General features: G+C 57.6%; 21 protein-coding genes and 2 tRNA genes. 10 read left to right on the top strand and 13 right to left on the bottom strand.

Features of this window, described 5'->3' with window-relative positions:
- Positions 1–52 precede the first annotated feature (52 nt).
- Positions 53–847 (top strand): substrate-binding periplasmic protein, encoded by a 795-nt coding sequence (locus tag FDP08_RS00735; protein WP_137434136.1) that lies wholly within the window; start codon positions 53–55, stop codon positions 845–847.
- A 42-nt stretch (positions 848–889) separates the two neighbouring features.
- Here the strand turns inward: FDP08_RS00735 and FDP08_RS00730 are convergent, their stop codons facing one another.
- Both FDP08_RS00730 and FDP08_RS00725 read right to left on the bottom strand, forming a co-directional pair.
- The gene (locus FDP08_RS00730) at positions 890–3,376 is read right to left on the bottom strand and encodes an ABC transporter permease (protein WP_137434135.1); all 2,487 of its coding nucleotides are present in this window, start codon (positions 3,374–3,376) and stop codon (positions 890–892) included.
- The gene (locus FDP08_RS00725) at positions 3,376–4,110 is read right to left on the bottom strand and encodes an ABC transporter ATP-binding protein (RefSeq protein ID WP_137434134.1); all 735 of its coding nucleotides are present in this window, start codon (positions 4,108–4,110) and stop codon (positions 3,376–3,378) included. Before FDP08_RS00725 ends, FDP08_RS00730 begins: the two co-directional genes overlap by 1 nt.
- Positions 4,111–4,162: 52 nt before the next feature.
- Here FDP08_RS00725 and FDP08_RS00720 point away from each other — a divergent pair, with 52 nt between their 5' ends.
- On the top strand, positions 4,163–4,795 hold the full coding sequence (locus FDP08_RS00720; RefSeq protein WP_137434133.1) for an arylesterase: 633 nt from the start codon (positions 4,163–4,165) through the stop codon (positions 4,793–4,795).
- Positions 4,796–4,805: 10 nt separating this feature from the next.
- On the opposite strand, the gene FDP08_RS00715 is transcribed toward FDP08_RS00720, so the two are convergent.
- The gene (locus tag FDP08_RS00715) at positions 4,806–5,771 is read right to left on the bottom strand and encodes a YheT family hydrolase (RefSeq protein ID WP_137434132.1); all 966 of its coding nucleotides are present in this window, start codon (positions 5,769–5,771) and stop codon (positions 4,806–4,808) included.
- A gap of 73 nt (positions 5,772–5,844) precedes the next feature.
- Between FDP08_RS00715 and FDP08_RS00710 the strand changes: the two genes are divergently transcribed.
- Positions 5,845–5,920, top strand: a tRNA-Asn gene (locus FDP08_RS00710).
- A 1-nt stretch (position 5,921) separates the two neighbouring features.
- Here the strand turns inward: FDP08_RS00710 and FDP08_RS00705 are convergent.
- Positions 5,922–7,214 carry a M18 family aminopeptidase gene (locus tag FDP08_RS00705; RefSeq protein ID WP_137437178.1) on the bottom strand — a complete coding sequence of 431 codons (1,293 nt, stop codon included), beginning with the start codon at positions 7,212–7,214 and terminating at the stop codon, positions 5,922–5,924.
- A gap of 114 nt (positions 7,215–7,328) precedes the next feature.
- On the opposite strand from FDP08_RS00705, the gene FDP08_RS00700 reads away from it, so the two are divergent.
- Both FDP08_RS00700 and FDP08_RS00695 read left to right on the top strand, forming a co-directional pair.
- Complete coding sequence (locus FDP08_RS00700; protein WP_137434131.1) at positions 7,329–7,808, top strand: hypothetical protein; 480 nt, start codon at positions 7,329–7,331, stop codon at positions 7,806–7,808.
- A gap of 114 nt (positions 7,809–7,922) precedes the next feature.
- Positions 7,923–8,549 (top strand): outer membrane beta-barrel protein, encoded by a 627-nt coding sequence (locus FDP08_RS00695; RefSeq protein ID WP_137434130.1) that lies wholly within the window; start codon positions 7,923–7,925, stop codon positions 8,547–8,549.
- On the opposite strand, the gene rlmKL is transcribed toward FDP08_RS00695, so the two are convergent.
- Positions 8,533–10,716 carry a bifunctional 23S rRNA (guanine(2069)-N(7))-methyltransferase RlmK/23S rRNA (guanine(2445)-N(2))-methyltransferase RlmL gene (gene rlmKL, locus FDP08_RS00690; RefSeq protein ID WP_137434129.1) on the bottom strand — a complete coding sequence of 728 codons (2,184 nt, stop codon included), beginning with the start codon at positions 10,714–10,716 and terminating at the stop codon, positions 8,533–8,535. The genes FDP08_RS00695 and rlmKL overlap by 17 nt on opposite strands.
- Positions 10,717–11,042: 326 nt before the next feature.
- On the opposite strand from rlmKL, the gene rmf reads away from it, so the two are divergent.
- On the top strand, positions 11,043–11,252 hold the full coding sequence (rmf, locus tag FDP08_RS00685) for a ribosome modulation factor (protein WP_027831734.1): 210 nt from the start codon (positions 11,043–11,045) through the stop codon (positions 11,250–11,252).
- Between the two features lie 188 nt (positions 11,253–11,440).
- Here the strand turns inward: rmf and FDP08_RS00680 are convergent, their stop codons facing one another.
- Positions 11,441–12,460 (bottom strand): quinone-dependent dihydroorotate dehydrogenase, encoded by a 1,020-nt coding sequence (locus tag FDP08_RS00680; RefSeq protein WP_137434128.1) that lies wholly within the window; start codon positions 12,458–12,460, stop codon positions 11,441–11,443.
- A gap of 406 nt (positions 12,461–12,866) precedes the next feature.
- On the opposite strand from FDP08_RS00680, the gene FDP08_RS00675 reads away from it, so the two are divergent.
- A complete protein-coding gene (locus tag FDP08_RS00675) occupies positions 12,867–14,045 on the top strand; it encodes a cation diffusion facilitator family transporter (RefSeq protein ID WP_137434127.1) in 1,179 nt (392 codons plus the stop codon).
- Here the strand turns inward: FDP08_RS00675 and FDP08_RS00670 are convergent.
- Complete coding sequence (locus tag FDP08_RS00670; protein ID WP_137434126.1) at positions 14,042–15,541, bottom strand: RimK family protein; 1,500 nt, start codon at positions 15,539–15,541, stop codon at positions 14,042–14,044. The genes FDP08_RS00675 and FDP08_RS00670 overlap by 4 nt on opposite strands.
- A gap of 243 nt (positions 15,542–15,784) precedes the next feature.
- Here FDP08_RS00670 and rimI point away from each other — a divergent pair, with 243 nt between their 5' ends.
- A complete protein-coding gene (gene rimI / locus FDP08_RS00665; RefSeq protein ID WP_137434125.1) occupies positions 15,785–16,915 on the top strand; it encodes a ribosomal protein S18-alanine N-acetyltransferase in 1,131 nt (376 codons plus the stop codon).
- Positions 16,916–17,034: 119 nt separating this feature from the next.
- Here rimI and uvrB read toward each other — a convergent pair whose 3' ends face one another.
- On the bottom strand, positions 17,035–19,071 hold the full coding sequence (gene uvrB / locus FDP08_RS00660) for an excinuclease ABC subunit UvrB (protein WP_228263331.1): 2,037 nt from the start codon (positions 19,069–19,071) through the stop codon (positions 17,035–17,037).
- A 185-nt stretch (positions 19,072–19,256) separates the two neighbouring features.
- Here uvrB and FDP08_RS00655 point away from each other — a divergent pair, with 185 nt between their 5' ends.
- Entirely contained in the window at positions 19,257–20,441 is a 1,185-nt protein-coding gene (locus tag FDP08_RS00655) for a pyridoxal phosphate-dependent aminotransferase (protein WP_137434123.1), read from the top strand.
- A gap of 69 nt (positions 20,442–20,510) precedes the next feature.
- Positions 20,511–20,586 (top strand) — tRNA-Asn (locus FDP08_RS00650).
- A 406-nt stretch (positions 20,587–20,992) separates the two neighbouring features.
- On the opposite strand, the gene pyrF is transcribed toward FDP08_RS00650, so the two are convergent.
- The 5 genes from pyrF to rpsA all read right to left on the bottom strand — a co-directional run bounded on the left by pyrF (position 20,993) and on the right by rpsA (position 25,403).
- A complete protein-coding gene (pyrF, locus tag FDP08_RS00645; protein WP_137434122.1) occupies positions 20,993–21,703 on the bottom strand; it encodes an orotidine-5'-phosphate decarboxylase in 711 nt (236 codons plus the stop codon).
- A gap of 33 nt (positions 21,704–21,736) precedes the next feature.
- Positions 21,737–22,906, bottom strand: coding sequence for a lipopolysaccharide assembly protein LapB (gene lapB, locus FDP08_RS00640; protein ID WP_137434121.1), 1,170 nt, complete (start codon positions 22,904–22,906; stop codon positions 21,737–21,739).
- Positions 22,906–23,208: a LapA family protein gene (locus tag FDP08_RS00635; protein WP_137434120.1), complete on the bottom strand. Its 303-nt coding sequence runs from the start codon at positions 23,206–23,208 to the stop codon at positions 22,906–22,908. The genes lapB and FDP08_RS00635 overlap by 1 nt, the downstream gene beginning before the upstream one ends.
- A gap of 71 nt (positions 23,209–23,279) precedes the next feature.
- Positions 23,280–23,576, bottom strand: a complete 297-nt coding sequence (locus FDP08_RS00630) for an integration host factor subunit beta (protein WP_137434119.1) — start codon at positions 23,574–23,576, stop codon at positions 23,280–23,282.
- Between the two features lie 132 nt (positions 23,577–23,708).
- On the bottom strand, positions 23,709–25,403 hold the full coding sequence (gene rpsA, locus FDP08_RS00625; RefSeq protein WP_137434118.1) for a 30S ribosomal protein S1: 1,695 nt from the start codon (positions 25,401–25,403) through the stop codon (positions 23,709–23,711).
- Between the last annotated feature and the right edge of the window lie 120 nt (positions 25,404–25,523).

Raw genomic sequence — 25,523 nt, 5'->3', positions numbered from 1 at the left:
GGCAGGGATGTAGCCGGGTTTGTTTTTTTGATGAATTCAGAGCCTCGCATCTATGCGCAACGCATCATCCAGCCGGCGCCTGCCGATAATCCTTGCCTCACTGACACTCGCTTTCTCTGTCCTGTCAGGAACAGGCGTTCTCGCCACCGAAAACGCGGCCACACAGAATACCGAGCGGGTTGTCCGCTTTAACGTCTCTCCCAACGGTTACCCACCTTATCTGATCTACGAGAACGGAAAACATTCCGGTATCATGTGGGAGGTGGTCACTGCGATTGCCGAGCGTCTGGACTATGTGGTGATCCCTGAACAGATCCCCCGCAAACGTGTGGACCAGATGATCAAGGAAGGCTATATCGACGCCACTACTCGCGCCAGGGAATGGACGGACAATCCTGAGGAGTTCGCCTTTACCGATCCCATAGTGGACATCGAGGAAGTGCTGTTCGTGCCCGAAGACTCGGACCTGGAATTTGAAGTGCCTGAGGACCTGTTTTCACACACGCTGGTGACCCCCCTCGGTTACCACTACCCGACCCTGGAACCCCACTTCCAGGCGGGCGAGATCAGGCGTTTTGATGTTTCCCGTGACAAGGACGTGTTCCACTATGTACTACACGGAGACGACATGGATGCCGCCGTTGCAGACCGACTGGTAGGCAAATGGATCCTGCGCAACGAAGACATGCAGGGTAAATTCCGCACCACTTCAGCGATGCTGAGCCAATACGGTTTCCGGCTGATGCTGAGAAAAGACTGCACGGACTTTGTCGAGTCATTTAACCGCGAGCTTGAAGCCATGAAGAAGAACGGCGAGCTGGAGGAGATACTTTCCCACTACCGTTAGTTCCCGCCTCTCAGCCATACTTCCCTGCGCAGCCCCGCTGCGCTACTCCAGACGCCTGAGCAGCAACATCGGCGACACACTCAACACAGGTTTCAGCTGCCAGCGGCCAAACAATGCCAATACCAGGGCGCTGAGCAGTGGAATCGGCAGAATGGCCTGCCAGTGCCAGCGGAATTCCCCTTCAAACATCCTGAACTGCAACGCCCAGACAGCGCCTTCCGCGGCCGCAACCCCAAGGATGCCGGCAAAGAACCCCAGCAAAGCAAACTCCAGCATGGTGCTTCTCACCAGCAGTGACTGCCTGCCGCCCAGGGTTCGTAGCAAGGCACCTTCCCTTTGCCGGTCCTGCATGGTGGCGCTGACCACCGCAGCCATGACCACCAGCGCCGCCGCCAGAATCAACGCCAGTATCGCTTCAATGGCCTGCGTTACCTGACGCACGATTTCCTGAATGCGTTCGATCACATGGTCGATTTCCAGCACCGACACAGTCGGGAATTGACGCGAAAAGTCGTTAAGTTCGCCCTTCATATCCGCGGGCAGGAAGAACGCCGTGATCCAGGTCGCCGGCATATTCTCAAGCCCGCCCCCGGGCGGAAACGCCATGTAAAAGTTGGGTTTCATGCTGTCCCACTGGACGGTACGTATGCTGGTGACGGTTTCTGTCACCTTGTCTGAACCGATGGTAAAACCAAGCTCATCACCCACTTTGACCCCGAGCTTACCGGCCAACTCCGCCTCAATGGACACGCCATCGGTCTGGCCGCTGGCAAACCACTCGCCCGCCACGATTTCGTTGTCTTCCGGCAATTCGTCCATCCAGGTCAGGTTGAGCTCACGATTCAGAGCCCCCACACGCTCTTCCTTGGTCACCGCTTCTTTAACGGGCTGCCCGTTCAGTTCAGTCAGCCGGCCACGGACCATGGGATACAGTTGTTCCAGGGGATGCCCACGCTCTGCCCAGAATTCATCCACCTCATCGACCGCCTGGGGCGCGATGTTGATCAGGAAGTGGTTGGGGGTGTCTTCCGGCAACTGTGCCTGCCAATCGTTCAGCAACGAGGTTCTGACCAGGATCAATGTGGCCGCCAGCATCAGCGTCATGGCAAACACTGCCATCTGGGACAGACTGGCACGGCGATGGCGGTATAGCCCCACCAACGCCAGACGCCACGCGTTGCCACCGCCACTGATTCTGCGCAGCGTGCTCACCAGCAGCCACCCCAACAGCCCCAGCGCACCCAGCAGCAACACAAGGCCACCCAGCAGCGACAACACCAGGGACACCTCCCGGGCGTACATCCATACCAGACCGAAGATCGCCACTACGGCAATGACCAGATCCGGAATGGCCTCTCGGCCGGACTCGCCAGGCTGGCTTCGCAATACCCGCATGGCTGGCACATTGCGCAGCCTTCGAATCGGCGGGTAGGCAAAAGCAAACAGCGACACCAGGGCTGTCAGAAGTGCCGGTATCAATGCGTCGGGGTCCAGCTGATAATCGATCTGTCGCTCCAGCACATCCCCCAGCACGCTGGACAGGAGCCAGTACAGAGGCAGGGCCACCAGAAGCCCACCGATGGCACCAACGATGCCCCAAAGAGCCAGACGGCGAATGTACAACCGCCCAATTCCTTTACTGCTCACGCCGAGCGTTTTCAGCAGGGCAACGGTATCCCTCTGGGATAGCGCGTACTGGCGACTGGCTACCGCCACAGCAACCGCCGCCAGCATCACCGCCAGGCTGCCACCCAGCAACAGGAAGCGCTCGGCGCGGTCAAGGGACTCGGAGAAGGTCTCACCATCGCGCACACCTTCCCACTCATGACTCGGCTCCAGCTGCGGTTGCAGCCAGCTGTAGTAGCTATTGAGGGCAGCCTCATCGCCGGCAAACAGGTACACGTATTCCACCCGGCTGCCTTCCTGAATCACCTCGGTGGAAGCCACGTCATCCACGTGCATCATGACCCGTGGTGCCAGCGATGACATACGGAAGCCACCGTCCGGCTCACGAACGAGCAAGCCGGCGATAGTCAGCGAATGATTACCCACTTCCAGGTTGTCGCCGATCTCAAGTTCCAGTAACCGCAACAGGCGCGGGTTTATCCACACCTCTCCGGGCCCCGGCCCATGACCGACTGTCTGTCGGGGCGCATCCGCACCTTGCTGGTACTCGACCTGGCCGCGCAGCGGGTAGTCGTTATTCACCGCCTTGATCGACACCAGCTGGAAATTGTCAGCCCCGTAAACCATGGTGGAAAACTCGATCATGCGGGCGGTTTCTAGGCCCCGCTGTTCGGCTTCCTGCATCCAGGCTTCGGGAACCGGCCGGCCGTTCTCCGCTTCCAGCTGGCGGTCAGCCGCCAGGAAAGAACTGGCGGACGTCACCAGTGTGCGCTGCAACTGGCTGGCAAACAGGGCGATGGTCGCTACCGTGGCAACGGCAATGATCAGCGCGGACAGAACAACCCTGACGTCCCTTTCACGCCAGTCGCGCTTGACTGACATTAACTTCTTCGATGCCGCCATCAGTTCACCGCTTCCGGCTGATCTGAGGTGGTCGGCTCCGTCAGGATACCGGCTTCAATATTGAACTGGCGGACGCAGCGGGCGGCGAGCCGTTCATCGTGGGTAACCATGACCAGCGTTGTGCCCTGTTCCCGGTTCAGTGTCATCAACAGATCTGACACATCCGCGCCAGTGCGGTTGTCCAGGTTGCCCGTGGGCTCATCCGCGAACAGGATGGCGGGTTCTGACGCAAAAGCCCGGGCGATGGCAACACGTTGTTGCTCCCCGCCGGAAAGCTGCCGGGGCGTATGGGAGAGCCGTTCACCAAGCCCTACCCGCTCCAGCAATTCCTTCGCCTTTGCTTCCGGACTGTCAAATCCGCCGAGTTCCAGCGGCAGCATGACATTCTCCAGTGCCGTCAAAGCCGGCAATAGCTGGAACGACTGGAACACAAAACCCACCCGACGGGACCGGAGTTTTGCACGTTCGTCCTCACTGAGCTGGCTGATCACCGAACCATCCAGTTCAACCGTGCCCTCCGAGGGTGTATCCAGCCCTGCCAACAGACCCAGCAAGGTCGTCTTGCCGGAACCGGAGCGCCCGACAATCGCCACGGATTCACCGCGGTTGATTTCCAGACTGACCCCCTGCAAGATCGTCAACGTATCAGTCTCCAGGCTAACCTTGTGGGTCAGGTCGCTGACTTTGAGGATGGGGCGCTGACTATCCGATTTGTGCTCACTCAGGTCGCTCACGGGTTCTCCACATCGGGTTTATTGGAAACGGTTTTTTGGAAACAACTACTCTATGCATACGGTATTTTTACGCCTGAGATCAATAGTTTTCATCGCTTTAATTTGTGTTGGTGTGCAAGCACAGGCCAGCCAGAACACACTGATGATTTTTGGTGACAGTCTCAGTGCAGCTTATGGCGTGCAGACCGAGGAAGCCTGGGTCGCCCTGTTGAAGGAGCGCCTCGACGAAGAAGGCCTTGACCAGTGGCAGGTGGTAAATGCCAGCATAAGCGGAGAAACCACCGACGGCGGCTTGCGTCGCCTGCCAAAACTGCTGGATGAAAACGAGCCGGACATTGTCATTATCGAACTCGGGGGCAACGACGGCCTGCGGGGCTTCCCGCCTCAGGTTATCCGCCGCAACCTGTCCAGCATGATTGAGCAGGTGAATGAAGCCGGCGCCAGGGCACTGCTCGTGGGCATGCAGATTCCTCCCAATTATGGCCAGCGCTACACGAGCGCCTTCGCAGAGATTTATCCGGAACTGGCGGACGAACAGGACACCGAACTGGTGCCCTTCTTCCTGGATGGCATCTATGACCAGGAAGGCATGATGCAGGATGATGACATCCACCCGACAGCCGAGGCCCAGGGCCAGTTACTGGAGAACATCTGGCCGGTGCTGGAACCCATGCTGCGCCACTAATCGCCCTGCTTCATGCCAGCAGCTCCCGGGCATGCGCCACAGCAAGGCGTTCTGACCAGTAATATCCGTCCCGGGCGTGCTCGACAAAGCCGACATGCCCGCCCCACCGGGGCGATTCTAGCCGAACGTGGGCGCCCAGGTGTTCCCGGGATTCGGGGAAACACCGCCGCGATAGAAACGGATCATCCGCAGCATTGACGATAAGCGACGGCACGCGAATGTCTTTCAGCTTCCAGAGTGCCGAACAGCTCGCCCAATAATCCTGCGCGTCCCGGAAACCGTGTAACGGAGCGGTGTAGCGATCATCAAATTCATGGAAACTTCGAATAGTGTCGAAGCCCTCGACGTCAATGAGGTCGGGAAACCGCTTCGATTTTTCTTCCATCTTCACCTGCAGATCCCGCAGAAAGCGCTGCATGTAGATGCGCCGACTGGGCAAGGCCAGGGTATCGGCACTGCCGGCAAGGTCACAGGGCACGGAATAGGTAATGGCTCCGCAGATCCGGCTGTCCACCTGTTCTGACTGCTGCCCCAGGTACAACAGGGTGAGATTGCCGCCCATGCTGAAACCGGAGAGAAAGGCCGTTTTGTACCCTTTGCCGAGCCCGTGCGTCACCACGCGGTCGAGATCGCCCGTCGCACCGCTGTGATAGAAGCGGGGCTGATGGTTCATCACGCCGCCGCAGGAGCGGAAATTCCAGGCCAGCACGTCCCAGCCGTCATCCAACAGTGCGCGCGCCAGACCCTGCATATACGGGCGCCGGCTATGTCCTTCCAGACCATGGGACAACACCGCCAGCCGGTCACTGCCCTGGCGATACCAGTCCAGGTGCAGCTCGTCGTTGTCGTCGGTGGGCAATACTTCCCGCTCCGGCTCCGCAACCGTTACCGTGCGGAACAGCGTCGGCCAGATCGACTGGATATGGCCGTTGCGCAACCACAGCGGTGGTTTGTAGTCCAGAAAGTGGTAGTACAAAATTTAACCTTTCAATTCAGGGGGTTGACTGAACCCGGGAAAGTGCCTATCATGCGCGCCATTCCGACTCTGTTCCCCGATAGCTCAGTTGGTAGAGCAACGGACTGTTAATCCGTTTGTCGCTGGTTCGAGCCCAGCTCGGGGAGCCACTTACAGCAGTTCCCTTCGCTGCATGAATTCCCGCAGCACCCTGAACAGCGTTACGCCATCCCTGGTTCCGGCCATTTCCCGAATAGAATGCATGCCAAACTGCGGCACACCTATATCCAGTGTTGTCACTCCCAGGTTGCCGGCGGTCAGCGGGCCAATCGTACTGCCACAGCCCATATCACTGCGCACCACAAAGGTCTGGCATGGCAGCTCCAGTTCATCACTGATGTGGCGATAAAGCGCGGCTGAGCGGCTGTTGGTCGCGTAGCGCTGGTTGTGGTTGACCTTGATCACCGGACCCTGGTTCAGGATTGGCCCGTGATTCTCATCATGCCTGTCCAGATAGTTGGGATGAACGCCGTGGGCATTGTCCGCAGAGATCATCATGGAACGGGCAATTGCACGTGCCCTGCCCTTGCCGCACCAGCGGTCCAGAACTGCAGAGAGGAAGGGACCCTGCGCGCCTTCCGCGGACATGCTGCCGACCTCCTCGTGGTCGTTGCAGACCAGCAACGCCGGTTCCTCCCCTGACGACCCGATCAGCGCCTGCAGGCCGATGAAACAGCTCAACAGGTTGTCCAGCCTTGCCGAGGCAATGAAATCGCCGCGCAACCCCACGATCGACGCCGGCTGGGCATCGTAGAAGCCCAGCTCATAACCCAGAATCTTGCGGACACGGATGCCCGGCTGCTCCTGGACAAGCTGCTCGCTCAGCAGATCAGCGAAGAGGGTGGTGTCCTCCTCCGGCACCTGCATCAGCACGGGCGGCAGATCCGTCTGTGGGTTCACGGTGCGGTTGCTGTTGGCTTCCCGGTCCAGGTGAATGGCCAGGCTGGGGATGTAGGCAACGGCTTTGCGGAAGTCCACCAGGGTGTCTTTTACCTGGCCGGATTCATCCACGTAGGTCACCCGGCCGGCGAGGGACAGGTCGCGGTCAAACCAGGGATTCAGCAATACGCCGCCATAGACTTCCACGCCCAACTGGAAATAGCCCTTACGGCGCAGTTCCGGGTTCGGTTTTACCTTCAGGCACGGGCTGTCGGTGTGCGCGCCCACCATGCGAATGCCGGCCTCGGCCACGTCGCGGCGACCGGTGCGGAACGCCACAATGGACGAGCCATTGCGAATGGCGTAGTAGCCCTGACCTGCCTCCAGGTTCCAGTCTTCTTTCTCGTCCAGTGCCTTGAAACCGGCCTCGTCGAGCCGCTGCTTCATGGTCGCAACGGCGTGCCAGGGCGTAGGTGAAGCGTTCAGAAATTCGAGCAGATCGTTGTTAAATTCAGCGTGTTCCATGATGTCCCTGATAAACTGATAATAGCGGCGCCAGTATGGCATGATGGCGCCCGACGTCATATCCGTACAAAACGGCTGCCAGAGTGTGCAGCCCGGCTACCCGGAGAGTGTACCTTGCCCACACCACGTTTTCTCGATATCGAATACTGCCAGACCGACGACGTTCTGTTTCCTGTGGCCATGGCCTGGTCGCTGGAAGACGGGCAGATGAAAACCGTCGTCATCGCTCCCGCCGACGAGTGGATACCGGAAGACGCCGACCTGGGCGACATTGACCTGCTCTACCTGGAGGAACAGGGCGTACCGCTGATCGAACTAGCCCAGGAACTCCACCAGGACCTGCCCGACCAGACCGTTTACGTCGATGGCATGGACCCTGACGAAATTCTCGTGGACCTTATCTTCACGGCCGTCAGCATGGACGCCCCGTTCGAAATCGCGGGGATTGAAGAGCTGGTCACCTCCATGCCGCGGGAAGACCTGGACGACCGCCGTCGCCAGTTGCTGTCAGACGAGGGCCTTGAGCCCCAGCTGCCGGAAAACGGCGTTTTCGCACTGCTGTTGATTGCCCGGGAAGAAGGCCTCATCGAGTAGCTCTACCTCAGACAGCACTGCGAGCAGGGCGAACTGTGACTTGTGTCGACGTAACAAACAGTTACAGAAGGCAGAATCTGTCGGAATCCGACAACGCCAGGAAGCCCGATAACAATGAACATGCTGTTGCGAGATATCCCCACGGCTGCCCTGCTCATGGCAGCACTGCTGGCCACCACAACTGCCATTGCCCAGGATAAAAAATCCCGCGAAGGCATGACCTACGTCGGGCTCCTGGCAACGGCCCTCAACCACCGCTCTGTCGGTCAGAACACCCTGGAAACAACCATGTCTTCCACCGGCTCCATGGTGCTCGGCACACACATCTCCGATCATTTCCACGTGGAAATCCGCGCAGGCGCGGGCACAACCACCGGCGAAATCGACAACGAGCTGGAACTGGACATCGAATACTTCGCCAGCTGGTACATCGGCGGCCACTACCCGGTTACCGACTACGCCAACATCTACGCCCAATTCGGGTTTTCACACATTGAGGGGGTCGCCACTCTCACCCCTCTCGGCAAGGCCCGTGAGGCGGATCCGGATGACCGCTCTCCTTACGCCTCCCTCGCAAACGAATACCCGGACAGCTCATTCAGCGTCAGCTGGCTTCTGGGTCTGGATTTCGAGGTGGTGGAGAACGGTTTCATCGTTCTGGAAGGCGGCCGGCTGTTTGAAGATACCGAAACCGGTGCCAACACCTTCCAGTTCTCAACCGGCTTCAAATATGAGTTCTGATATGAAAGCACCGGTGAATCCGCGCATTGCGCTGAAAATCCCGGTCAAGTGTGTCGCGGGTCACCTCTTCAATGGCGAACTCTTCTTCCAGACTCTCATCCAGCTTGAAGCGCCTGAAATTGGTCGAGAAAATCAGCAACCCCTCAGACGTTAGCCGCCGCATCGCCTGCCGGATCAGCCGCCCGTGATCCTTCTGAATATCCAGCACTCCGGCCATCCGCGCTGAATTCGAGAAGGTGGGCGGATCCATGAAGATAAGGTCAAACCGCTGGTCACCGGAGGGTTTGGCCGCCAGCCAGGCCAGACAATCCGCCTGCTCCACCCGATGATGGGAAGCATCGGCACGATTGAGCGCCAGATTCTCCTCCGCCCAGTTCACATAGGTCTTCGACATATCCAGACTCAGTGAACGGGTCGCACCGCCTACGGCTGCATGAACCGTGGCTGCACCGGTATAACAGAACAGGTTCAGAAACCGCTTGCCAGCTGCATGCTGTTGAATCCAGTGCCGCACCGGGCGATGGTCCAGGAACAGACCGGTATCCAGGTAGTCCTTGAGATTCACCTTCAGTACGCACCCATGCTCGTGAACATTGAAAAACTCACCGCTGGCCGCCTGTTTTTCATACTGGCTGGTGCCGGCCTGTCGCTGGCGCTGCTTGCAGACCATCGCTTCGCGCTCAACGCCGATGGCTTCCGGAATCACCGCCAGTGCCTCCGCAAGCCGTTCCCGTGCGGAACGCTCATCCACTGACTTGGGCGCTGCGTATTCCTGGACGTGCACCCGGCCCTCATAGATATCGATGGCCAGGGCAAACTCCGGCATATCGGCGTCGTACAGGCGGTAGCAGCCAATGCCCTGTTTACGGGCCCACTGGCCGACCGTCTTCAGATTTTTCTTCAGACGGTTGCGGAGCATGGCCGCTCGCTCTTCGTTGGCAATACGGGGCGTTACCTCGCCAGGCACATCTGGTTCCCTGGGGGTCATCGAACTCATATCGTCCACGGTGAACAGCAACAGCTGTGCCGGCAATTTGCCATTGTAAAGACGATACTGTTTGTAGCTGCGCAGGCCTACGGATTTTCCGTATTCAGGGGCACCGGTGAACACACCCAGCCGCCAGCCCGGTAACGCAGCTTTCACGGCTTCACCCAGGCTGCGATACAGGTTGCCGAGCTCCTTGCGCTCACTCAGGCGTTCGCCGTAGGGAGGATTTACCAGCACCAGGCCAGTCTCGGCCCAGCTCTCATTCCGGGCAAATTCGTCGATGGCCCGCTGTTCGACCGTCACTATGCTTTCAAGGCCCGCGCGCTGCAGGTTATTTCGGGCGGTCTGGATCACGCCCCGGTCCTGGTCAAAACCGAGGAACAATGGCACCCGGCCGTCGATTCCCTGCTTGCCTTCGTAGGCACGTTTCTCGGCCTCCTGGCGGAGCCCCAGCCAAAGATCCGGCTGGTGCCCCAGCCAACGCTCAAACCCGAAGCACTCGCGCTTACGGCCGGGCGCAAGGTCCAGTGCCATCATGGCGGCTTCAATCACCAGCGTGCCCGAGCCACACATGGGGTCGATGAAGTCGCCTCCGGCTCTGGCGATCTCCGGCCAGCCGCATCGGGTCAGCAATGCCGCCGCGAGGTTTTCCTTCAAAGGCGCAGCGCCCTTTTCCGTGCGGTAGCCCCGCTTGTGCAGACTGTCACCACTGAGCTCAATGCCCACTGACAACGTCCCGCGATTAAGGCGGGCAGACACGGTAACGTCCGGATTCTTTGCATCGACCGAGGGCCGCTGGCCACTGGCACTGCGCAGACGGTCGACAATACCGTCCTTTACGCGCTGGGCGCCGAACTGAGTGTTGCGAATCTCCTCGTTCTGGCCCACAAAATTGACACGAAAACTGCCATTCACGGGAATATGCTGCTGCCACTCCAGATCCGTCACGCCGCCGAGCATCTGGTCGCCGGAGGTGGCGTCTACATCGGCAAGGTGAAGGATGACCCGGTTAGCCAGCCTCGACCACAGGCAGGCACGGTAGCCGCTCTCAAGGGTACCGTTGGCCCAGACACCTGCCGGTGCATTACGGACCGGATCCATACCAAAGGTGCGCAGTTCATCCTCCAGCAGATACTCCAGGCCTTTGGGGCAGGTTACGAAAAAGTTAAGGTCTGACACGTTCGACTCCTGAGTCGTTTCTGGCGTAGCCAGTCAAAGGTCGTGGGAATAGCGCATTCCCCCGGCTTTCCCGGGGTTGTTATGTCACATAACTATAAGAAAAGCTTCATATAGATTAAATAAATAGTGTACAAGGGCGTTGGTTTAGTCCTACCTTGTAGATGACGCGTCGTTCCGGGAGCCAAAAAAAGGGCTCTCTGTTAACAGGATCCTGACTGCTCTGGCCATACCTGACAATAGTGGGTTACCCCGTAAGGGTTGCCCCGAGTCTCGGCTACTGCAGATGTGTACACGCTTGTTCTGTTAATCCATTAGTGAGGAACGGCATGAAAAGACAGAAAAGAGATATGTACGCTCGTGCATTCAAACGGGGTTATCTGGCCGGTGTGTCCGGCAAAGCAAAAGACAGCTGCCCGTTGGAACAACCGGAAGTTCGCCAGGAATGGCTCAACGGGTGGCGAGAAGGCCGCACAGATCAATGGGAGGGCATGACCGGCGTATCCGGTATCCACAAACTGGCGAACGTAACGGCATGACGCTGTTTGCCTGAACCCCGAATCTTTAATCTGATCTTTCAATAACACAATTTGACGCAGTACTCAGAGCAACCCAAACGGGTCCTCCCGACCCGTATCATGCGATGAAGCGCCACGGGGTACGTTCCCCGCACGGGCCCGCTAAGCGGGCCCACTTTATTTCTGGCCCCACCATTTTCAGAACCCCGTCATCGCAACTGACGAATCGCCTCGACAGACTCCCGTATCAGCGCCGGCCCGCGATAGATGAATCCTGTGTACACCTGCACCAGCTTTGCTCCGGCCCGGACTTTTTCGGCCGCGCTGGCGCCATCGGTTATGCCGCCTACCCCGATAATGGGCAAGGAATCACCCAGTTCTGCATAAAGTGCCTGGATCACCCGTGTTGAAGGCGCCCGCACTGGCGCTCCACTCAGACCACCCGCCTCTTCCGCGTACCGGTGCCCGGCAACGGCGTCACGGTCGATGGTGGTATTGGTTGCAATGACCCCGTCGAGCCCCGACTCTTTCAATGCCGCCGCGACAAAACGGATACCCTCGTCGTCCATGTCCGGGGCAATTTTTACTGCCAGCGGCACATAGCGGCCGTACTCTTTTTCACAACGGGCCTGCTCATCCTTGATGGCGTGCATCAGACCTTTTAACGAGTCACCAAACTGGAGGTCCCGCAGTCCCGGCGTATTGGGGGATGACACATTCACGGTGATATAGTCGGCACGGGAGTATACCGCGGCGATGCCCTTTCGATAGTCCGATTCGGATTCCTCGTTGGGTGTCAGCTTGTTCTTGCCTACATTGATACCCAGCACACCGGAATAACGACGCTTGTCCACCCGTTCCAGCAAGTGCTCCAGGCCCTCATTGTTGAAACCCATGCGGTTGATAATGGCCTGGTGCTCAGGGAGTCGGAACATGCGCGGCTTGGGGTTTCCCGGCTGCGCGAGGGGCGTAACAGTGCCCACCTCGATAAACCCGAATCCCAGCGCGCCCAGGGCATCGAGGTGATCGGCATTCTTGTCCAGGCCGGCAGCCAGGCCGACCGGGTTGGGAAAATCCAGGCCCATCACCCGCACAGGGAGCGGCTCCGGCTCGGTAACGAGTGCCTTCAGCAGCCCCAGTTTCCCAGCCATGTCCAGCCCGGATAAGGTCAGATTATGGGCGGTTTCCGGTGGCAGCCGGAACAGCAATTCGCGCATAATGCCATACATACAGAATCTCCCTGATCGAGAATGACGCGGAGTATACCGGAACTTTTCCACAGCATCGCCTTACACAATCCAGATGACAGTAAAATGTCTGTAGCGTTAAGGTGTTGTGACCTTTTCCACGGAATCTGTGGATAACCCTGTTGAAAATCGCGGGGCAACGCCGTCGAACCCTTGATATCCGCGCCAGCCTACAAATTGATCATTTTTTGATCAGTTTATTTTGCTAAATATATCAATAGGTTAAACTTGTTTTTATCCTGAAAAACGCACAGAAGACACTAAATGTTGCCTTGACGTCATTTCCCGACGATGTGCATAAATCATTCAGTTTTTGCGTCGGAAAGCCTTTACAAAGCTGGCCAGAAACATCGTTATACTGGCTTTCTCAGCCGCAGGAGCAAAAAAGATGAACGACCACCAGAGCCCATCCACACAGCAGGCGGATAACCTGTCAGCTGAGCGCAGAGAGGCTTCCAGAGTGACCGTGATCGGCATGCTTCTGGACGCTGTCTTGGGCGTTATCAAGGTAATCGGCGGCCTGCTGTTTCATTCCCAGGCCCTGTTGGTGGACGGTATTCACTCGTTCAGTGATGTCGCCTCGGATATTGTGGTTCTGGGGGTCATGCGTGTGTCCCGTCAGGGGCCCGATGCCGACCACCCCTACGGACATCAGCGCATTGAAACCATGGGCACCATGGTGCTGGGCAGTTTTCTGATTGCGGTTGGTGCAGCCCTGGCGTGGGACAACACGCTTCGGCTGATGGGAGAAAGCGCTGTGAATCTTCCACAATGGCCTGTTCTGGTTGCCGCTGCCATATCGGTTGGCAGCAAGGAATGGATTTATCGCTACACCCGTCACGTAGGCATCAGAATTCGCTCGGATCTGATCATTGCCAACGCCTGGCACAGCCGCACCGACGCATTTTCATCCATCATAGTGCTGTTTTCCACAGTCGGCGCCATGCTTGGCTACGTCTGGCTGGACATCCTGGCGGCTGTTGTTATATCCATCATTATTATTCGCATTGGCTGGAAATTTACCTGGGACAGCGTCAAAGAGCTGGTGGACACCGGTCTCTCTCCGGAAGATACCAAAATGCTCAAGGAAGTCGCTACCAACATCGACGGTGTGCGGAACGTTCACGAGCTCCGCAGCCGCCGCATGGGGCACGACATAATGCTGGATGTTCACCTGGTGGTGCGGCCGGAAATCAGCGTCTCCGAGGGGCATCAAATAGGGATGCAGGTGGTTTCCGCCATGCGTGAGCAGTTGGATAACATCCTCGATATCAATTTCCATATTGATGCCGAGAACGACGAAGACCATCCCCAGACCTCGGAGCAACTGCCCAGCCGCAGGGAGATCCGGGAGGCGTTAAGCCGACACATCGAAAAGCTGCCGCCTGACAGCCGGCTCAGGCTCCACTTTCTGCGCAACAAGGTTCATATGGAGCTGTTCATGGAGATCCCCGAATCAGAAGCACTTCCTGATGCGCACCGGATCAGCCGCGAGCTGGGAAGTCACCCCTGGTTTGGCAGCCTGCGAATCTGGCACGCCCACACGGATAATCAGCCAGTTGTCTAACGGCGGCGGTTGTCCTCCATGCGGGACAGGAATTCCTGCATGATCAGTGTGTACAGTTCGCCCCCGAGAAAACGGTCTTCCACCCCTCCGTCGATGCTGGGGTTGTCGTTTACCTCAATCACCGCCACCCGGTTGCCCGACTGCTTGATGTCCACGCCGTAAAGGCCATTGCCAATCAGCCGGGTGGCGTTCAGCGCTGCCTGGATCACGTTCCTCGGCACTTCGTAGGTGGGCATGGTTTCGAAACCGCCGCTGTCCACCTCTGACCCGCCGTGTTGGTAGATCTGCCAGTGGCCCTTCACCATAAAGTACTTGCAGGCATAGATAGCCCTGCCGCCCAGAACGCCGATGCGCCAGTCGTAATCGGTGTACAGGTATTCCTGTGCCAGTACCAGGGCGGACTGCTTGAAAAGCTCCTTGAGACCAGCCCGCAGGGACTTCTCATCCTCCGGTTTGGTGACACCCCGGGAGAAGGCACCGTCAGGAATTTTGATAACCGCAGGAAAGCCCAGTTCACGCATCACCTGCTCAGCGCTGTCCTTCTGGTCCTTGGACAGAATCAGCGTCTTCGGTGTCGGGATCTTGTTGTTCTTCAACAGATCAGCCAGGTAGACCTTGTTGGTACAACGAAGGATCGACACAGGGTCGTCAATCACCACCATACCTTCAGCTTCTGCCTTGCGGGCAAAACGGTAGGTATGATGATCGATGGCGGTTGTCTCACGAATAAACAGGCCGTCGTATTCCGGCAGCCGCATATAGTCACGGCGCCCGATCTGTTCTACGTTGATCCCCAGTTTTCTGCCGGCTTTCTCGAACTTATCCAGCGCTTCCTTGTCACTGGGCGGCATTTCTTCTTCCGCATTAACCAACATCGCCAGATCAAAACGATAGCGACGGCGGGTACGGGGTTTGCGCCAGACCATGCTGCTGAAACGGTCGAACGCCGCCGCAAACGCGTCCTGCTCTTTGTCCTTGAGATCCGCCGGACAGCCCGGTTTCATGGACGCAATCTGCCAGGTTTTCCCGCGGCGGAAAACCACCTCCAGCACCGGGCACGGAAAGCGATCAAACAACGCCCGAGCGACCGGTTTCAGGTCCGCGTGTTCTGCCTGACCAAAATAGGTGCGAATGCGCACTTCATGGGTGGCCTGGCTGTTGTCGCTCCCCGGTTCGATTTCCGAGCCGGACGCCTCCAGCCAGTTAATGACACTGGCGTCCAGCTCATCCAGCTGCAGCGAAAACAGCCCTTTGCGGCTAAGATCGTTCAAGGTCATGACCGATGGCACGACGTGGTGTCCCCGGGCCTCAGCCAGCAAGGAACAGTAGTAGCCACGGCTGAGATAACGGGCGCTCTGACAGAGGTTAATAACCCGAACCCGGCTGGAAGTGGGTGCGGAAAACTGCAGGTACTGGTCGAAGGTCAGCACGTCTTCGCTGGGGTAATACGGTGCCCAATCCCTGGCCCGGTCAACAACAATCAACAAACGTGACATCAGTGGCATTTCTCCATGAAGACAGTGCCGGATAGCGGACGATAAACAGGTCAACCGCGTTTCCGCCGGACCTGTACAATGGCGCAACAATACGCCGTAACGCGCTAGCCTACAATTGGCAGGAAATGCGTGCTTTTACGCATAATTACACGCTACCGGCAATGTCGACTCTCACTCATAATAGCCGCCGTAGCTGAATCCGGCCAAGCCGTCACTTTTTGCGTTACCCAGAGTCCTGACACTATGACATCACTAGAATTCCGTCACGCCACCGGCGATGATCTGGACAAACTGGTAGAGCTGGAAAACCGTTGCTTCACCGAGGACCGGATATCACGTCGCAGCTTTCGCCGTTTTCTGGACATGCCCAGGGACCGTTTGATTGTCGCCGTGGCCGGAGAAGAACTGGTGGGCTATTGCCTGGTGCTGATGAGCCTGTCCACCAGGCTGGCGCGCATCTATTCCATTGCGGTGTCGCCATCTGAACGCGGTCGCAACATCGGCGAGCAACTGGTCCGCGAAGCCGAAGCCGCTGCAGTGGACGCCGACCGCATCGTTATGAGACTGGAAGTACGGGAGGACAACGCCCCGGCGATTCGATTGTACCAGCGCCTGGGCTACCGCCAGTTTGGCACCCTGCGGGATTACTACGAAGACCACGGCACTGCCCTGCGCTTCGAGCGCCGCATCCTGTTCTATGAACCGTCCCGAGAATTTCCCGAAGTGCCCTATTACCCCCAGACCACGGAATTCTCCTGTGGCCCGGCAGCACTGATTATGGCCATGGCAACGCTCGACGAACAGCAGATGATGACCACCCTGGAGGAGCTCAAACTCTGGCGCGAGGCCACCACCATCTTCATGCTCGCCGGCCACGGCGGCTGCGGCCCCCACGGACTGGCACTGGCCGCGTGGCACCGTGGTTTTCACGCCAGCGCCTATATCAGCAAGGAGGGCGCGTTATTCAAGGACACCGTGCGCAATGAGGACAAGAAGCGGGTTCTGGAGCTGGTGCACGAGGGTTTCCTCTACGACATCGGCCAGACCGGCATCGAGCTCCACCACGATCCCCTTACCCTGGACGGTATGCAGGCTGCCCTCCACGAAGGCCGGGTTCCGATAATCCTGATCAGCACCTGGCAACTCAACCGCAGCCGCGTTCCCCACTGGGTAACGGTATGCGCCATCGATGACCAGTTTGTATACCTGCACGACCCCGAGATTGACACGGACATCGGTGAAACCGTCGCGGACAAGCAGTACCTGCCGGTAGATCGCCGGGTGTTCGACCGTATGTCACGCTATGGCAAGAACCAGCCGTTGCAGGCTGCGGTTATTGTGGGGCCCAAGCGTGAAGCCCAGACCGGTCAATAAACACGTAGGTCGGATTAGGCGAAGCCGTAATCCGACAAACCACAGGCAAGCTCAAGTCCTGAATGGGCCTCCAATTGTCGGATTACGCTTCGCCTAATCCGACCTACATGAACGAGCCACTACCCAGTCCGCAAAGCAGCCTCTTTCAGCTCTGATATATCATCCCGCAACCGCGCGGCCGTCTCGAAATCCAGATCTGCGGCAGCCTTATACATATCGTCTTCCAGGCGGGTGATCTCCTTGAGGATCTCCTCGGGAGAGCGATTCCCCGTCTTGGCACGGTATCTTTCAGCCTCTTCAGCAGCCTTCTCCCCGGGACGCTCCGCTTTGCGGCGACCGCGACCACCGCCGCTACTGGCGCCTTCCATGATATCGGCAATTTTCTTGTTCAGGCCCTGGGGCGTAATGCCATGTTCCTCGTTGTGGGCCGTCTGCTTGGCCCGGCGGCGTTCGGTTTCGTCGATCGCCCGCTGCATGGAGCCCGTAATCCGGTCACCGTAGAGGATGGCCTTGCCGTGGAGGTTGCGGGCGGCGCGGCCGATTGTCTGGATCAGCGAACGTTCCGAGCGCAGGAAGCCTTCCTTGTCGGCGTCAAGGATGGCCACCAGCGACACTTCCGGCATGTCCAGGCCTTCCCGCAGGAGGTTGATGCCCACCAGCACATCAAACTCGCCCCGGCGCAGGTCGCGGATAATTTCAACGCGCTCCACCGTGTCGATATCCGAGTGCAGATAACGTACCCGGATGTCGTGCTCCATCATAAAGTCGGTAAGGTCTTCAGCCATGCGCTTGGTGAGCGTGGTCACCAGCACCCGTTCGTTGACGTTGGTGCGCAGGCGGATTTCCGAGAGCAGGTCGTCCACCTGGGTGGAGGCCGGGCGAACTTCGATCTCCGGGTCCAGCAGGCCGGTTGGGCGGACCACCTGTTCAACCACCTGCCCTGAGTGTTCGGCCTCGTAGTTACCGGGGGTGGCGGAGACGAACAGCATCTGCGGCGCAATCCGCTCCCACTCGTCGAATCGCATAGGGCGGTTGTCCAGCGCCGAAGGTAGCCGGAAACCGTATTCCACCAGGGTCTCCTTACGGGAGCGGTCGCCCTTGTACATGGCGCCAATCTGGGGAATGGTGGCGTGGGATTCGTCCACCACCAGCAGCGCATTGGGTGGCAGGTAATCAAACAGCGTGGGCGGCGCCTCGCCCGGCCGGCGCCCGGATAGGTAGCGGGAGTAGTTCTCGATACCGTTGCAGTAGCCCAGCTCCAGCATCATTTCGATGTCGTAGCGGGTGCGCTCTTCCAGACGCTGGGCTTCCACCAGGCGGTTGTTGTCACGCAACTGCTGCAGGCGGCCGTCCAGTTCCACCTTGATGTGCTCCACCGCGTCCAGCACCGTCTGTCTTGGTGTTACATAGTGGGACTTGGGGTATATCGTCACCCTTGGCACACGGCGCAGAACCTCGCCAGTCAACGGATCGAAATAACTGAGGTTTTCCACTTCGTCATCGAACAGCTCGATGCGGATGGCTTCTTTTTCGGATTCCGCGGGGAATACGTCGATCACATCACCACGCACCCGGTAGTTTGCACGGTGGAATTCAACATCGTTGCGGGTGTACTGCAACTCGGCCAGCCGGCGGAGGATATAGCGCTGGTCGATCTGGTCGCCCCGGTCCAGGTGCAGCATCATCTTCAGGTAGGACTGGGGGTCACCCAGACCATAGATAGAGGACACAGTGGCCACAATGATTGCGTCCGGCCGCTCCAGCAGGGCTTTAGTGGCAGACAGGCGCATCTGCTCTATATGTTCGTTGATGGACGCGTCTTTCTCGATAAACGTGTCCGAAGACGGCACATAGGCTTCCGGCTGGTAGTAATCGTAGTAGGAAACGAAGTACTCCACCGCGTTGTCCGGAAAGAATTCCCGGAACTCCCCGTAGAGCTGGGCGGCCAGGGTCTTGTTGTGGGCCATGATGATGGTAGGTCGCTGGACCTGCTGGATAACATTGGCAATGGTGAACGTCTTGCCCGAACCCGTCACGCCCAGCAGGGTCTGGTGGGCGAGGCCCGAGTGGATACCGTCCACCAGGCCTTCGATCGCTTTGGGCTGATCTCCAGCGGGCTGGAACGGTGAATCCACCTTGAACGCACCGTCTTTCATCAGCGCGCCGGTTTCTGAAGTGGCCATAGTCGGGAGACGTCCTTCGTTCAATCGAGTTAGAGAAACTTATCGTCACGCGGGCTTCATGATACCATCAGTGCCATCCAAGGCGGCCTGAACATGGTGTAATCCACTACCTCTCAGCCGCCGGAGCCCTATCAGACGCAGCTTTAAGGAGCGCAAGTTTGGACCTTCAACTTTCCAGCCGAGTACAGGCAATCAAGCCTTCCCCCACCCTCGCGGTCACTAACAAAGCCGCAGAACTGCGCGCTGCCGGCCAGGACATTATTGGCCTTGGTGCCGGCGAGCCGGACTTCGACACGCCCGATCACATCAAACAGGCGGCCATCGAAGCCATCAACAACGGCCAGACCAAGTACACCGCCGTGGATGGTACGCCCGCCCTCAAGAAAGCGATCATTGCGAAGTTCAAAAGGGACAACGGCCTGGAATACGAAGCCAACCAGATCCTGGTAAGCAGTGGTGGCAAACAGAGCTTTTTCAACCTCGCCCTGGCCACTCTGAACAAGGGTGACGAAGCCATTATCCCGGCGCCCTACTGGGTTTCGTACCCGGACATGGTACTGGTCGCAGAAGGCAAGCCGGTGATTATTGAAACCGCCGCCGACACCCGCTTCAAGATCACCCCGGAACAGCTGGAGAACGCCATCACCGAGCGTACCCGCCTGTTCGTGATCAACAGCCCGTCCAACCCCAGCGGTATGGCCTACAGCCTGGACGAGCTGAAAGCGATTGGCGAAGTGCTGAAAAAGCACCCGCAAATCATGATCGCCACCGACGACATGTACGAACCGATCCTGTGGACCGGCCAGCCGTTCTGCAACATCCTGAACGCCACGCCGGAGCTGTATGACCGTACCTTCGTACTGAACGGTGTATCCAAGGCCTACTCCATGACTGGCTGGCGCATCGGCTACGCAGCGGGCCCGGCGAAGATCATCGGTGCCATGAAAAAAATCCAGTCCCAGAGCACCTCCAACCCGGCGTCCATTTCCCAGGCGGCCGCAGTTGCAGCCCTGGATGGCCCGCAGGATTGCGTGCAGGAGATGGTTACCGCGTTCAAGGAACGCCACGACTACCTGGTAGAAGCCCTGAACGCCCTACCTGGCGTTGAGTGCCTGCACGGCGACGGTACCTTTTATGTGTTCCCGAGCTTCCAGGCTGCGATTGATGCGGATTCCGGTGTCAGCAATGATGTGGAGTTTGCCGAGAAACTGCTGAAGGAAGCGGGCGTTGCCCTGGTGCCCGGTTCAGCCTTCGGCGCACCCGGCCACATGCGTCTGAGCTATGCCACCAGTCTGGACACTCTGAAGCAGGCCATTGAGCGCCTGAAGAAAGCCCTCGGCTAAAATTTCTGGCAAGGGGTTGACGAGGCGTTGGGGTAACCTTAATATACGCGCCTCGTCACACGACGACGTTCCCCGATAGCTCAGTTGGTAGAGCAACGGACTGTTAATCCGTTTGTCGCTGGTTCGAGCCCAGCTCGGGGAGCCACTATTCCGAAAAGCCGCTATTCCCCTGGATTAGCGGCTTTTTTCGTTTTTATTGCTTTGGGTTTGGCTTCGGGCCCTACCTCGCCTGTTTGAACCTCTGGAGTTATCGCGTCGGAATTCTTAATGTAGGTCGGATTAGCGGAAAGCGTAATCCGACAAAACATAGGCATGTTCGATGCTTGAGTGGTCCGCCATTTGTCGGATTACGCTTCGCTAATCCGACCTACGTTCCTCTCTACGTTTTCGGCGATACCGTAAAGTTGGGAACCGGTGCGGTGGGGCCTCCCTCTCGAAAATGTGCGGAGCCATGGATGGCGGAGCCCAAGCGCACATGGATGTGCTTGTAGCGTTTTTTGAGAGGGAGGCCCCACCGTACCGAAGCACCAAAACATCAGGCTAGGGCGGGACTAGAGCCCAACCACCTCAGAATGAATAGCCTCCAGCGCGGCCAGAGGGTCGGCAGCCTGGGTTATCGGGCGGCCGATTACCAGGTAGTCGGAACCGGCTTTGAGGGCCTCCGTGGGGGTCATGATGCGTTGTTGGTCGCCTTTATCAGCAGATAGAGGGCGGATACCCGGGGTGACCAGTTTGAAATCAGCACCCTGCTCGGCTTTCAACGCCGGAGCCTCCTGCGCCGAGCAGACGACGCCGTCCAGGCCACAATTGCGGGTCAGGGTTGCCAGGCGGGAGACCTGGGCTTCCGGGGAATCGGTGATGCCGATACCGGCGAGATCCCCGGGCCCCATGCTGGTGAGCACGGTAACCGCAATCAGCAATGGCCGGTCCTTGCCGAAACTCTCCAGCCGGTCGCGGCAGGCAGTCATCATTTTTTCACCGCCGGACGCATGCACATTGACCATCCAGACACCCAGATCGGCCGCCGCTGCTACCGCCGCCGACGTGGTATTGGGAATGTCGTGAAATTTCAGGTCCAGGAAGACCTCGAAACCGCGAGCGTGAAGCTTCCGAACCAGTTCCGGGCCGGAACGGGTGAAGAGCTCCTTCCCTACCTTCAGGCGACATTTAGCCGGGTCCAGTTGGTCAACCAGTGCCAATGCAGGCTGGTCGGAGGGAAAATCCAGGGCAACAATGATTCTGGGGTTATCGGGGGTTTGCACAGTCGGTTTCCTGCAGAATGTCGTAAATTCGGGTTATTCGGCTTCCACACCCTGGATCGGGCGAACGGTTTCCCATTGCTTGCAGCTGGGGCATAGCCAGTGCAGTTGCTGGCCGGAAAAACCGCAGTTGGCGCACCGGTATATGGGGCGATTGGACAGTATCAGGTGGCCAATGCGGCTCACCAGACGGCCTTCGTCCGTGGTCATGCCTTTTTCGTAGCCCGCGAGTTCTACCAGGCGCAGCAGCCCCCGCACGCTGGGGCGCACTTCCAGCTCACGGCGCAGTAATTCAATGGCAGCCATTCGGCCCGAGGTGCGCTCAACCGACTCCACCAGCGCCAGCAACAGGCTGGTGCTCGGCCAGGATTCATAGAATTTCCCGAGCTTCCTGACCAGGCGCCCTACGTCACCATGTTCCCGCTCAAGCTTCATTAGACGGTCAACAGCCTCAGAGCTGAACTCGGGATTCTGATCGAAGACTTTAAGGCTCTGATTGGCCGCATCCCGGTAGTTACCCTGGCGCACAAGGAGCTTCATCATAATAAAGGTGGCCCGCACACAGGACCCGTCGTATTCCAGTGCTTCCTTCGCCAGCTTCTGGGCCATCCAACGATCATCCTGCTTGAGGGCGTTTTCCGCCAACTCGCAGGTGATGTAGGCCAGCATCTTGTACATACCAGCATCATGGTCGCCCGTTGTCAGAGTTCGGGCGACCTGGCCGGCCTTGCCCCACTCTTTCTCCTGCTGGTAAAGCTCAATCAGCTGCAGTGAAGCCTTGCGGCCATATTCCCTGTCGCCCATCAGTTGATGGAGCAGCGCTTCGGCCCGGTCCAGCAAACCTGCATTGAGATAATCGATGGCGAGTTCGTAGGTCACCTGCTGGGAGTAACGTGGCGGCAGTTCCGGCCGGGCCAGCAGGTTCTGGTGAATCAGGATAGCGCGATCAGTCTCACCCTTATGGCGGAAATGGGCACCAATAGACAGGTGCAGACCAACCGTTTCCTTGTTGACGGCCAGGGACTGGACGAAGTTCTCTACCGCCTGATCGGAATAGTTGGTGAACAGGAATTGCAGGCGGTCCTTGACCGATTCTTCGTTCGAGATGGGCGTTTTGGAGCGCTCCCTGGTGTTGCCCATGCGCCCAACAAACCAACCTGCAGCCACCGCAACCGTCAACAGCAGCCACTGAAGCACTATATCCATCAAAGCGTCCGGTCGTTCTGGGCCCTGGATTTCTCCAATGCCTGCTCGGTGCGAGCAAGTCGTTTTTCGAGGTTACGACGGGAAACCGATGTGCGAACGGTAGCAAGCATGGTAATCAGAACTCCGATCAAAGCGCCGATCACAAAAGACATAATAATCCAGACCGCAACACCGTGAGGCTGGGTCTCGAAAAGCAGAAAATTGAGGGACACAGCCATCTGATTATTAAGGGAGAATACAAGCGCCACCAGAACTAGTAACAACACCAGCAGAATGAGAAGAACCTTCTGTAATCCGGCCATAGTCGCAACGCTCCAAGCGGACCTGATGGTCTGAATCAGGACCTGGTTAAAGTCTTTCCCTGTAAGGGTAATCAGAAACCCTGTTTAAGGCTATCATTGACCTGTTCCCGCAACTCCTTGCCCGGCTTGAAGTGCGGAACAAATTTAGCCGGTAACTGTACAGCTTCGCCGGTTTTGGGATTTCGCCCGGTTCTGGCCGCCCGATGGTGCAGCGAAAAACTGCCGAAACCACGGATTTCAATTCGCTGGCCATCTGCCAGTGATTGGGACATATGTTCTATGATGGTTTTCACAGCCAGTTCCACATCCTTCACTGAAAGCTGCGTCTGTTTGGACGCAATCAGCTCTACCAATTCAGATTTCGTCATGGGGCTCATCCCTCTTCAAATTATTATTGGATAGCCGGTTACCAGCTCCTTGCCTCTAGTTTAGCCAAACCAGAAAAAAACACAAAAAAAACGGGCTCTTAGGCCCGTTTTTTTTCATACCAACCGGAATTGTTATTCCTTGTTGGCGTTTTGCTGCTGCATCTGCTCCTTGATGAGATCACCGATGGTGGTCGCACCAGAGGAAGATTCAGCCGTCTTCGCACGAACACCTTCCAGCGCCTGCTTGTCGTCTTCAACATCCTTCGACTTCACAGACAGGTTGATGACGCGGTTCTTACGGTCGATGCTGATGATCTTCGCTTCTACTTCGTCGCCTTCGTTCAGCGCGTTGCGTGCGTCTTCAACACGGTCGCGGCTGATTTCAGAGGCTTTCAGAACAGCTTCAACTTCTTCGTTCAGGGTGATGGTCGCTGCTTTGGCGTCTACTGCAGATACCGTGCCCTTAACAATGGAGCCCTTGTCGTTCAGCTGTACAAACTCGGCGAACGGATCGCTTTCAAGCTGCTTGATACCCAGGGAGATACGCTCACGCTCAGGATCAACAGACAGGATAACGGTTTCAACCTCGTCGCCCTTCTTGTATTCACGAACGGCTTCTTCGCCAGTCTCGTTCCAGCTGATGTCTGACAGGTGAACCAGACCATCGATGCCACCGTCCAGTCCGATGAAGATACCGAAGTCAGTGATTGACTTGATCTTGCCGGAGATACGGTCGCCCTTGTTGAATCTGCTGGAGAAATCTTCCCAGGGGTTGGCAACACACTGCTTGATACCCAGAGAGATACGACGACGCTCTTCGTCGATATCCAGAATCATCACACCCACTTCGTCGCCAACCTGAACGACCTTGGACGGATGGATGTTCTTGTTGGTCCAATCCATTTCGGAAACGTGAACCAGACCTTCAACACCTTCTTCCAGCTCGGCAAAGCAGCCGTAGTCAGTCAGGTTGGTTACGCGTGCAGTAACCTTGGTGCCTTCCGGATAACGACCCTTGATATCAACCCAGGGATCTTCACCCAGCTGCTTCAGACCCAGTGATACGCGGTTACGCTCGCGATCAAACTTCAGGACCTTGACGCTGATCTCATCGCCCACATTGACGATTTCGCTCGGATGCTTGATGCGCTTCCAGGCCATATCGGTAATGTGCAGCAGGCCGTCAACACCACCCAGATCCACGAACGCGCCGTAGTCGGTCAGGTTCTTGACGATACCTTTGATTTCCATCCCTTCGGTCAGGGTTTCGAGCAGAGCTTCACGCTCGGCACTGTTTTCAGCTTCCAGAACCGCGCGGCGGGAAACAACCACGTTGTTACGCTTCTGGTCAAGCTTGATAACCTTGAATTCGAGTTCCTTGTTCTCCAGGTGCGCGGTGTCGCGAACCGGACGAACGTCTACCAGAGAACCCGGCAGGAAGGCACGGATACCGGCCAGATCGACAGTAAAACCGCCTTTGACCTTGCCATTGATAATACCCTTAACCACTTCCTCTGCTTCGAAGGACTTCTCGAGTACCTTCCAGGCTTCTGCGCGCTTGGCTTTCTCACGGGACAGACGGGTTTCGCCGAAGCCGTCTTCAACAGCGTCGAGAGCTACGTCAACAACGTCGCCAATAGCAACTTCCAACTCGCCTTTTTCATTGAGGAACTGGGAGGCGGGGATAACGCCTTCGGACTTCAGTCCGGCGTTAACGGTGACCCAGTCGTTATCAACATCAACTACGGTTCCCTGAACAATGGAACCCGGTTGCATGTCAATTTCTTTTAGGCTTTCTTCAAAAAGATCCGCAAAGCTCTCGCTCATTATGTGTCCTATGTGATCAACGCAAGTTTACTCCGTGCTACCAGCAACACGGTCTGTTAGTTTCAATCCGGATTCAGCCAGTGGCTGGCCGATAACGCCGAATCCGGAATTTCAACGACA

This window comes from Marinobacter panjinensis, from assembly GCF_005298175.1.
GTDB classification, from domain to species: domain Bacteria; phylum Pseudomonadota; class Gammaproteobacteria; order Pseudomonadales; family Oleiphilaceae; genus Marinobacter; species Marinobacter panjinensis.
Note: the sequence above shows the minus strand (reverse complement) of the source record. Positions and strands in the feature narration are given on the sequence as shown.